This is a genomic window from Streptosporangium sp. NPDC051023 (assembly GCF_040689595.1).
GTDB lineage: Bacteria > Actinomycetota > Actinomycetes > Streptosporangiales > Streptosporangiaceae > Streptosporangium.
In genome coordinates, this window is sequence record NZ_JBFBCE010000158.1 from 1 (window position 1) to 9,412 (window position 9,412).

The window sequence follows — 9,412 nt, forward strand, 5'->3', positions numbered from 1 at the left end:
GGTGTAGGCGGTGGCCAGGTCGCGGCAGAGCACGTCGGTCGACCAGCCGTCACCGGCGATGTGGTGCATGACCGGGACCCGTGTCCCGGCCGGGAACGGCGCTTCGCGGGCCGTTCATCCGCCGACGGCGCCGAAACCGTCCGCGACACCGGCGAAATCGGCGAAATGGCAGGCCGCGAGCTGCTCGCGCGGTCCCGAGAGCTCGGGGACGACCTCGGCGCAGACGTCGCGGGCCTTCCAGCAGCGGGTGCGGAACCGGCACCCCGAGGGCGGGTCCGCGGGGCTCGGCGGGTCGCCCGCCAGGATGATCCGGTCACGGCCGCGCGCCCCCGGGCGCGGCACGGGCGCCGCGGACAGCAACGCGGTCGTGTAGGGGTGTGCGGGGGCTCCGTAGACCTCTCCCGCCGGTCCCAGCTCGGCCATGCGGCCGAGATACATCACCCCGACCCGGTGGGAGACGTGCCGGACGACGGCCAGATCGTGCGCGATGAACACCAGCGCGACGCCGAGCCTGCGCTGCAGATCGGCGAGCAGGTTGACCACCTGGGCCTGGACGGACATGTCGAGCGCGGAGACGGGTTCGTCGCAGACGATCACCTCCGGCTCGGTCGCCAGGGCGCGGGCGATGCCGATGCGCTGGCGCTGGCCGCCGGAGAACTCGTGGGGGAAGCGGTCCATCAGCTCGGGCGCGAGGCCGACCAGGTCGAGCAACTCGCCGACCCGCTCACGGCGGGCCGCGCGGTCACGGGCCAGGCGGTGGACGTCCAGCGGCTCCGCGACGATGTCGAGCACGGTCATCCGCGGGTTGAGCGAGGTCACCGGGTCCTGGAAGACCATCTGCACGCGGCGGCGCACCTGCCGGGCGATCCTGCCCCGGGAGAAGGGCTCGCCGTTGAAGGAGACGGTGCCGCTGTCCGGCGCCTCGAGCCCGACCAGCATGCGGGCGAGGGTGGACTTGCCGCAGCCGGACTCGCCGACGACGCCCAGCGTCTCTCCGGCGCGGAGCTCGAGGCTGACGCCCGCGACCGCGTGCACCCCGCCCCGGCCGAGGACTCTCCCTCCGTAGGTCTTGTGCAGGGCCTCGGCCCGCAGGACCGGCTCAGTCACGGACGGCATCGAGTGCCTCCTTGGCGTGGTGACAGGCGACGGTCCGTCCCGGCATGCCGGGGACCTCACCCAGCTCGGGGCGCAGTTCGGCGCAGAGCGCGGTCGCCCTGGGGCAGCGAGGGGCGAACGCGCAGCCCGCGCCGACCGCGCCGGGGGCGGGCGGCGCCCCGGGGATCGAGCGCAGATCGGCGGCGGGGCGCTCCAGGTCGGGGATGGCCGAGAGCAGCGCCTCCGTGTAGGGGTGCGCGGGCCGGTCGTAGAGCTCCTCGACCGGCGCCGTCTCCACGATCCGCCCCGCGTACATCACCGCGACCCGGTCGGCGATCTCGGCCGCGACCCCGAGGTCGTGGGTGATCAGCAGTACGGCGGTGCCCAGCTCGCGGCGGAGCCGGTCGAGCAGCCGCAGGACCTGGGCCTGCACGGTCACGTCGAGGGCGGTGGTCGGCTCGTCGGCGATCAGCAGATCGGGTTCGAGCGCCACCGCCATCGCGATCAGGATGCGCTGGCGCATGCCGCCGGAGAGCTGGTGGGGGTAGGCGCGCACCCGTTCGGCCGCGGCGGGTATCCCGACCAGTTCGAGCAGCCTGACGGCCTCGGCCCTGGCGGCCCCTCGCGACAGTCCCCGGTGTACCCGAAACAGCTCCCCGATCTGGTCGCCGACACTGAGGACGGGGTTGAGCGCCGACAGCGCGTCCTGGAAGACCAGCGTCATCGCGCTTCCGCGCAGCAGCCTGCGCTCGCGCTCGGGCATCGCGAGCAGGTCGCGCCCGCCGAGAAGCGCGCTCGTCATGCCGACCCGCACACCCGGCTGGTCGAGCAGTCCCATGACCGCCCTGGCGGTGACCGACTTGCCGGAGCCGGACTCCCCGAGCAGCACGAAGGTCTCCCCTCGCCGGATGACGAGGTCGACCCCTCTGACGGCGGGTGATTCGTGCGCCGCGCCGGTGAACGTCACCGTCAGGTCGCGCAGTTCGAGAGCGGGAGGTGCGGTCTCCGGGGACCCCGCCATCTGACCTCCTCGATGTCAAGAATGCCGAAAAAGTGCGTCAGCACCCTCTGGTTTGCCGAATTATCACCGAGTATTGACCCTTGTGGCGAATCATGGCAAGCTCTGCCGAAACTTAGCCGGATATCGGCATGGCAGTGACAGTGGCGCCGATTTTTAACGATCAAGCGCCTCGCAAGGATGCGGCGGGTGCGCGTCAGCCCCACATCCGGCTGCCGGAGTCCTGCCCCCACCCACCCGAAGGAGACATCGCATCGTGCTTGAGCCCGCCAAGCGCTATACCGGGTACCGCTCCTACGAGTACCTGGAGCCCGGCGTCGACTACCGCGCCTTCGACCTGGCGCCCGAGCTGGGCCGGGTCCCCGCCTACTCGGGCCTGTCACTCGACTCAGGGCAGCGGGAGCGCGTCCAGCGGCTGCTGACCGACGGCGTCGTCATCTCCCTGCACGACCATCCCTCGGTCTTCCCCGAGGAGATCCGGCAGACCGTCGACTACAACCGGACCGCCCGCCACCACACCGGCTTCGAGGGACTCGCCCGCTCCGGCATGACGGCCGTCTTCGACAACCTGATGGACGGTACCTGCTGCATCACCAGCCAGGCGGGCTGGAAGTGGACCGACGTCGTGGCCGACATCGGCATGCGTCTTTCCGACATCGCGCACCAGGACTACGTCATCAAGGTCGAGCGTGTCGCCGACATCCACCGGGCGCACGAGTCGGGGCGGATGGGTCTGGTCCTCGCCCTCGAGGCGGCGACCATGATCGAGAACGAGGTCGATCGCGTCGACATGCTGTACGGCTTCGGCGTGCGGCAGATGGGCATCGCCTACAGCGAGGCCAACACCCTGGGCAGCGGCCTCAAGGAGCGCTCGGACGGCGGCCTGACGCTGTTCGGCGAGAAGGCCGTGCGCCGGATGAACAAGCTCGGCATCGCCATCGACATCTCCCACTCGGGCGACCAGACCTCCCTCGACACCATCAGGCACTCCACCAAGCCGATCCTCATCACGCACGCGGGCTCCAGAACCGTCTGGCCGTCCAACCGGATGAAGCCCGACTCCGTCATCAGGGCGGCCGCAGAGCGGGGCGGCGTCATCGGCCTCGAGGCCGCCCCGCACACCACGATGTCGGCCGCGCATCCGCGCCACTGCCTGGAGTCGGTCATGGACCACTTCACCCACTGTGTCGACCTGGTCGGCATCGACCACGTCGCCTTCGGCCCCGACACGCTCTTCGGCGACCACGTGGGCCTGCACGACACCTTCGCCGAGCACCTGTCGCTCAACGAGGCGCACGCGGGCACGCCGTACGAGAGGGTCCCCTACGTCGACGGCCTGGAGAACCCGGCCGAATGCTTCTGGAACATCGCCGGCTGGCTCGTCGTGAACGGCTACTCCGACGACGAGATCGGCAAGGTGCTCGGCGGCAACGTGCTCCGGGTCCTCGAGGAGGTGTGGCACTGATGCGCGGACGCACCCTGCTCGGCATCGCGGCCGCGGCCCTGCTCGCCGCGGGGCTCACGGCCTGCGCGCCCGCCGTCCCCGGCTCCGGGGCGGGTTCGGGCTCGGGGTCGAGCCCGGCGGGCGCGGGGCCCGCGGAGCGTATCACGATCGGCACCACGGCCGACGTGGTCAACTACAACCCGCTGGTCGGCAACAGCCGCACCGACTCCTGGGTCACCAACCTCATGTACCCCCATCTCATGCAGATGGACGAGGCGGGCAAGCGGATCCCCTACCTCGCCACCGAGTGGTCCTACGGCAAGGACGGCACCACCGCGACGATGAGGCTCCGCGACGACATGAAGTGGTCGGACGGAACCCCTGTGACAGCGGACGACGTGGTCTTCGCGATCTCCACGGTGCAGAAGGAGAAGTTCGGCGTGGTCGCCGGGCTCATCACCGCCCTCGACAAGGCCGAGGCCGTCTCGCCGACCGAGGTCAGATTCACCCTCACCAGGCCGGACGGCACCTTCCTCGACAACATCGGCTTCTGGCTGCCGATCGTGCCCAAGCACGTGTTCGGCAAGGCCCCGAGCGTGCAGAAGTTCGCCAACGACGCCGACTGGGTCAGCGCGGGGCCGTACAGGCTCACCAAGGTCGAGCGCGGCCAGCGCTACGTGCTGGAGCGCGTCGACTCCTTCGGCCCGGCGAAGCCGCCGGTGAAGGAGGTCGTCTTCCGGGTCTTCCCCGACGTCAACACCGAGGTCCTCGCGCTGCGCAACGGTGAGATCGACGTGATCGGCAACGTGCTGCCCCCGGCCGCGGCGGCCGGGCTCAAGGGCGACTCGAAGATCAACCTGGTGCAGATCCCCTCGCTCGGCTGGGCGCACCTGCAGTACAACACCAAGCGCAAGCCGCTGGACGACGTCCGCGTCCGTCAGGCCCTCGCGCACGCGGTCGACTACGAGGCCATCCGCACGATCGCGCTGCAGGGCTTCGCCAAGTCGTCCAACTCCAGCGTGCTGACACCGTCCCAGCCGGACTACGCCGACCCCGGGATGAAGGAGTACGCCTTCGACCCGGCCCGGTCGAAGGAACTGCTCAAGCAGGCGGGGGTGACCGGCCTGAGCCTGAACATGATCTACGACCAGGCCGATCCCAACATCGCCAAGTGGGCGCCCATGGTCAGGGACGCGGCCAAGCAGGCGGGCATCGAGATCAAGCTGCAGGGCCTGGAGCGCAACACCTACCTCGACAAGACCGCCAAGCGTGACTTCGACATCTACGCGGGTTCCTGGGCGATCATGGACAACCCGCCCTCAAACATGGGGCTGGCCTTCAAGTCCGGCGGGTTCATCAACTACGCCCAGGCTGAGGACCCCAAGCTGGACGAGCTGATCGACCGCGCGCAGCGGGCGCTCACCGTCGACGAGGCCCGCGCTCCCGTCCAGGAGGCCGCGAAGATCATCCATGACCAGGTCTACGACAACGTGCTCTACGTGGAGACCTTCAACATCGCGCACTCGGCGAAGTGGACGAACTTCAGGCCCATGCCGAGCGAGCTGCTGTCGATCATCAATCCGCTGTCGCTGGCCCAGGTCAGGCCGGCCGCCTGAGCGGCCGGGCGAATCCGAGGAAGAGGAAAGAGGAGGAGGGCCATGGTACGGCTGAGGTTCGTCGGCGCACGGCTGCTACGGGGGCTGCTGACCCTGTGGTTCGCGGTCACCGTGACCTTCTTCCTCGTCCGCCTGCTGCCCGGTGACCCCGTGCTCGCCGTCGCCGACCCCGGCATGACGGAGCAGCTGCGCGCCAAGCTGCTGGCCGACTTCGGCCTCGACCGGCCCCTGGGCGTGCAGTACCTCAGCTACCTGGGCCAGCTCCTGCAAGGCAATATGGGAATCTCCCTGCGCCAGTCGGTCCCGGTCACCACCGTCCTGCTCGAGCGCCTGCCCTGGACGCTCATCCTCACCGTCTCCGCGATGACCGTGACCGTGGCGCTGGGCGTCCCCCTCGGCGTGTTGGCCGCGACCAGGGCCAGGAGCTGGACGGACCGGGTGATCCAGGTGGGCGGGGTCACCGCCCAGTCGCTGTTCGTGCCCAGCGTCGGAGTCTTCCTGCTCTACGTGCTCGGCGTCGTGCTCGGCTGGTTCCCCATCGGGGGAGCGGTCGACCCGGACGCGACCGGGCTCGCGGCCACGGTCAGCATGCTGCACCATCTGGTGCTGCCCTGCCTGTCCCTGGTCCTCGTCCAGCTCGGCGGCTACGTGCTGACCATGCGCTCGACCCTGATCGAGGCGCTCGGCGACGACTACGTCACGCTCGCCAAGGCCAAGGGCGTGCCTCCCGCGGCCGTGGTCTGGAAGCACGCGGTGCGCAACGCGCTGCTGCCGACGACGACCATCGCCGGGCTCCAGCTCGGCGCGCTGGTCGGCGGCGCGGTCCTCACCGAGACCATCTACGCCTACCCCGGCATAGGCCGTGCCATCTACGAGGCGGTCGGGCAGCTCGACTTCCCCGTCCTGCAGGGGGCGTTCGTGCTGCTCGCCGCCGCCGTCGTCGTCGCGAACCTGCTGACCGACATCGCCTACGGATTCCTCGACCCACGGGTGCGGACCTCATGAAACCTGCCACGACCCCGCCGGGCCCGGCCCCTGCCGGACAGGGCGCCGGACAGGGCGCCGAGCCGCAGGCGCCCCCGCCGGGCACGGCCTCGGCCGCCGGGCTCCCCGCCGTGCCGGAACCGACCGCGGCCCGCCGTACCTGGGCGGCCTTCAGACGCAACCCGCTCGGCGTCGGCAGCGCGGCGACGCTCCTGCTGATCATCGCCGTCGCGCTCTGCGCCCCGCTGATCGCGCCCTTCCCCGAGGGCTACGGCGTCGAGACCTCGCTGCCGCCGGGACCGGGCCACTGGTTCGGCACCGACGACATCGGCCAGGACGTCTTCGCCCAGGTCGTCTGGGGCACCCGGGTCAGCGTCACGGTCGGCGTGAGCGCCTCGGCGCTGGCCATCGTCATCGGCCTGCTGGTCGGGGTGACCGCGGCCTACTTCAAGCGCATGGACACCCCCCTCGGCATCCTCATCGACCTGTCGCTCTCGCTGCCGGTGCTGCCGCTGATGATCCTGGTCGCCGCGCTCGCCGGGCCGAGCGTGCGGACCCTGGTGGTCGTGATCGCGCTGTTCAGCTGGCCCGAGGTCGCTCGCGTGGTCCGCTCACAGGCCCTGGCCATCGTGCCGCTGCCCTTCGTCTCGGCGGCGAAGGTCGTCGGCGGCTCCGCGTTCTGGATCATCCGCAAGCACCTGCTGCCCGGCCTGGTCCCCGTCGTCGGCGTCTCCGTGGTGCTGACCACCTCGCGCGCCGTGCTGTCCGAAGCGGGACTGTCCTTCCTCGGCCTCGGCGACCCGGCCGGCTGGTCGTGGGGGGCGATCCTGCACAAGGCGCAGATGTCGGGCTCCCTCGCCTCCGCCTGGTGGACCACACTCTTCCCGTCCGCGGCCATCCTGCTCCTCGTCCTGGCCACGACGCTCCTGTCCGTCGCCTACAACGACGCGCGCAACCACCGCGCGCGCTGAACCGATCTCACCACCAGGGAGGAACGACCGATGCTCGTGGAGATCAACGGCAACCGGCTCAGCATCGAGGTGTACGGCGACCGGCCCGGCGCGCCCACGATCATCGCGCACCACGGCGCCCCCGGGCTCGGCTCGCTCGCCGAGCCGAGGGCGAGCTTCGGCAGGCTCGCCGACGCCTACCGCGTCGTCGTGTTCGACGCCAGGGGCTCGGGCGCCAGCGAGGGCAACGAGCCCTTCACCCACGAGCAGTGGGTCGCCGACGTCGAGGGCATCAGGCAGTGGCTCGGCGTGGAACCGGTGATCATGGCGGGGGGCTCCTACGGCGGGTTCATCGCCATGGAGTACGCCATCGCCCACCCCGGCAGGGTCGGCGCGCTCGTGCTGCGCGACACCTCGGCGGACAACGCCAACCAGGACCTCGCGGTCCGCAACGCCGCGACCTCCTCACGGGTCGCGATCGACCCCGGCAAGCTGGACCGGATCATGTCGGGCACCGTGCGCGACGACGACGACCTGCGGGACTGCTGGACGGAGATCCTCCCGCTGTACGACCACGACTACGACCCGGCCAAGGTCGCCGAGCGCGCGGCGGCCACGCCGTACCGGCACAGGACGCACAACTTCGCCTTCGCCGTAAACCAGCCGGGGTACGACGTCAAAGACCGGCTTCCGCGGATCTCCGCGCCCACGCTCGTCACCGTCGGCAGGCACGACTGGATCACACCGGTGGCATGCAGCGAGGTGATCGCGGAGCTCATCCCGGACGCCCGCCTGGTCGTCTTCGAGAAGTCCGGTCACTCGCCGCAGGTCGAGGAGGCCGAGCTGTTCGAGGCGACCGTGCGGGAATTCCTGGAAAAGATCTACAGAGCAGCCTGAAGACGCGAAAATGCACCCGATGAATGATCTCGACGCACTCGACCGCCAGATCCTCGCCGCCCTGCACGTGAACGGCAGGGCGAGCTGGACCGACATCGCGCAGGTGATCGGCACCTCGACCACGACCGTGGCGCGCAGGGCCCAGCAGCTCCTCACCGAGGGGACGGTGCGCGTGGCGGTGATACCCCACATCGAGTACTCGGGGCCCGTCGACATGTTCATGGTGCGGCTCTCCTGCGCCCCCGGCAGCCAGCTCAGGGTCGCCGGAGCGCTGGCCCGCTATCCGGAGGTCCGCTTCGTCGCCGTCGTCACCGGAAGCCAGGACATCGTCTTCGAGATCGTGGTGCCCAAGCACCACGACCTCTACACGACGCTCGTCGAGTACGTCCAGCGCATCCCCGGCGCCCTGCACAGCCAGGCCGAGCTGGTGCTGCACACCTACAAGGTCTCCTACGACTGGAGCCTGCAGCTGCTGGACGGCAAGGCGGGTCACCTCGCGACCCCGCCGCCGCCGCACGACTGCGCCGCCGACCACCTCGACGACCTCGACAAGGACATCCTGGCCGCGCTCCGCGAGGACGGCCGCGCCAGCTTCCAGTCGGTCGCGACGCTGCTGAAGGTGAGCGAGAGCACCGTACGGCGGCGCTTCGAGGCCATGCTGGAACGCGGATGCGCCTTCGTGGCGACCCTGGTGCCCGCGGCGGCCCTCGGCTACGAGGCCGAGGTATTGTTCTGGCTCTCCGTCGAGCCCGCCAGGATGGAGGCGGTCGTCGAGCTGCTCACCGAGCACAGGGGCGTGCGTTTCATCGCCTCGACGCTCGGCCAGTCGTCACTGATGTGCGAGGTGATCATGCCGACCACGGCGGACATCCACCACTTCACCAGCCGCACCCTCGCCGCCATCCCCGGCATCAGGTCGTGGACGGCGAGCGTCCAGCTGCTCACCGTCAAACGGGCCTTCCTGTCCGTGCCCTGGGCCCAGCGCAGGATCGCCACCGTCTCCGACCCCGCGGAGTAGAGGCGCGGGCAGGGCAGGCGGTCACCCGGCCCGCGCCGGGTCTCGAGCCGCCGCGGGCGCGAACACGGCGGAGGGGCCCCGCGGAACGGTTCCACGGGGCCCCTCCGCTCGCGTTCAGGGCTTTCTGTGACCTTTCAGGAAGCGCGGCCGCCACGGCTCAGGGGAGGCGCGGCTGCCGCGCGCTCTCAGGAGGTGCTGCCGCCGCGGCGCAGGCCGAGCACGCCGACCACGACGCCGGCGAGCCCGACCAGCAGGCCCGCGCCGCCGGGCAGGCGGGCGGTGCCGGCGGTGGTGGTCGGCGGGGCGGCGGCGACCGGCGCGACGGGGAGGCCGGGCAGGCCGGGGCGGACGGCGCCCCCCGCGGCGGCGAAGCGATGCCGGGCGCGGGAG

At 70.8% G+C, this 9,412-nt stretch carries 8 protein-coding genes and 1 pseudogene; 6 read left to right on the top strand and 3 right to left on the bottom strand.

Annotated features, from left to right (window positions below):
* Positions 1 to 114: 114 nt before the first annotated feature.
* Both AB0395_RS46670 and AB0395_RS46675 read right to left on the bottom strand, forming a co-directional pair.
* Complete coding sequence (locus AB0395_RS46670) at positions 115 to 1,116, bottom strand: oligopeptide/dipeptide ABC transporter ATP-binding protein (RefSeq protein WP_366294349.1); 1,002 nt, start codon at positions 1,114 to 1,116, stop codon at positions 115 to 117.
* On the bottom strand, positions 1,100 to 2,116 hold the full coding sequence (locus AB0395_RS46675) for an ABC transporter ATP-binding protein (protein WP_366294352.1): 1,017 nt from the start codon (positions 2,114 to 2,116) through the stop codon (positions 1,100 to 1,102). The genes AB0395_RS46670 and AB0395_RS46675 overlap by 17 nt, the downstream gene beginning before the upstream one ends.
* 253 nt (positions 2,117 to 2,369) lie before the next feature.
* Here AB0395_RS46675 and AB0395_RS46680 point away from each other — a divergent pair, with 253 nt between their 5' ends.
* From AB0395_RS46680 to AB0395_RS46705, 6 genes are read left to right on the top strand one after another with little or no spacing between them, the layout of a single operon-like run.
* Entirely contained in the window at positions 2,370 to 3,578 is a 1,209-nt protein-coding gene (locus tag AB0395_RS46680; RefSeq protein WP_366294355.1) for a membrane dipeptidase, read from the top strand.
* Positions 3,578 to 5,173: an ABC transporter substrate-binding protein gene (locus AB0395_RS46685; RefSeq protein WP_366294358.1), complete on the top strand. Its 1,596-nt coding sequence runs from the start codon at positions 3,578 to 3,580 to the stop codon at positions 5,171 to 5,173. Before AB0395_RS46680 ends, AB0395_RS46685 begins: the two co-directional genes overlap by 1 nt.
* Positions 5,174 to 5,215: 42 nt before the next feature.
* Positions 5,216 to 6,178 carry an ABC transporter permease gene (locus AB0395_RS46690; RefSeq protein WP_366294361.1) on the top strand — a complete coding sequence of 321 codons (963 nt, stop codon included), beginning with the start codon at positions 5,216 to 5,218 and terminating at the stop codon, positions 6,176 to 6,178.
* Entirely contained in the window at positions 6,175 to 7,128 is a 954-nt protein-coding gene (locus tag AB0395_RS46695; protein WP_366294364.1) for an ABC transporter permease, read from the top strand. Before AB0395_RS46690 ends, AB0395_RS46695 begins: the two co-directional genes overlap by 4 nt.
* 30 nt (positions 7,129 to 7,158) lie before the next feature.
* A complete protein-coding gene (locus tag AB0395_RS46700; RefSeq protein ID WP_366294367.1) occupies positions 7,159 to 8,004 on the top strand; it encodes an alpha/beta hydrolase in 846 nt (281 codons plus the stop codon).
* A 19-nt stretch (positions 8,005 to 8,023) separates the two neighbouring features.
* Positions 8,024 to 9,022, top strand: coding sequence for an Lrp/AsnC family transcriptional regulator (locus tag AB0395_RS46705; RefSeq protein WP_366294370.1), 999 nt, complete (start codon positions 8,024 to 8,026; stop codon positions 9,020 to 9,022).
* Positions 9,023 to 9,207: 185 nt separating this feature from the next.
* Here the strand turns inward: AB0395_RS46705 and AB0395_RS46710 are convergent.
* A pseudogene (locus AB0395_RS46710) lies at positions 9,208 to 9,412 on the bottom strand (hypothetical protein); the annotation flags it as partial.

Excerpts from the sequence above, each read along its gene's own strand:
- AB0395_RS46705 (WP_366294370.1), top strand. The coding sequence starts at position 8,024 with ATGAATGATCTCGACGCACTCGACCGCCAGATCCTCGCCGCCCTGCAC.
- AB0395_RS46695 (WP_366294364.1), top strand. The coding sequence starts at position 6,175 with ATGAAACCTGCCACGACCCCGCCGGGCCCGGCCCCTGCCGGACAGGGC.
- AB0395_RS46685 (WP_366294358.1), top strand. The coding sequence starts at position 3,578 with ATGCGCGGACGCACCCTGCTCGGCATCGCGGCCGCGGCCCTGCTCGCC.
- AB0395_RS46670 (WP_366294349.1), bottom strand. The coding sequence starts at position 1,116 with ATGCCGTCCGTGACTGAGCCGGTCCTGCGGGCCGAGGCCCTGCACAAG.
- AB0395_RS46700 (WP_366294367.1), top strand. The coding sequence starts at position 7,159 with ATGCTCGTGGAGATCAACGGCAACCGGCTCAGCATCGAGGTGTACGGC.
- AB0395_RS46690 (WP_366294361.1), top strand. The coding sequence starts at position 5,216 with ATGGTACGGCTGAGGTTCGTCGGCGCACGGCTGCTACGGGGGCTGCTG.
- AB0395_RS46675 (WP_366294352.1), bottom strand. The coding sequence starts at position 2,116 with ATGGCGGGGTCCCCGGAGACCGCACCTCCCGCTCTCGAACTGCGCGAC.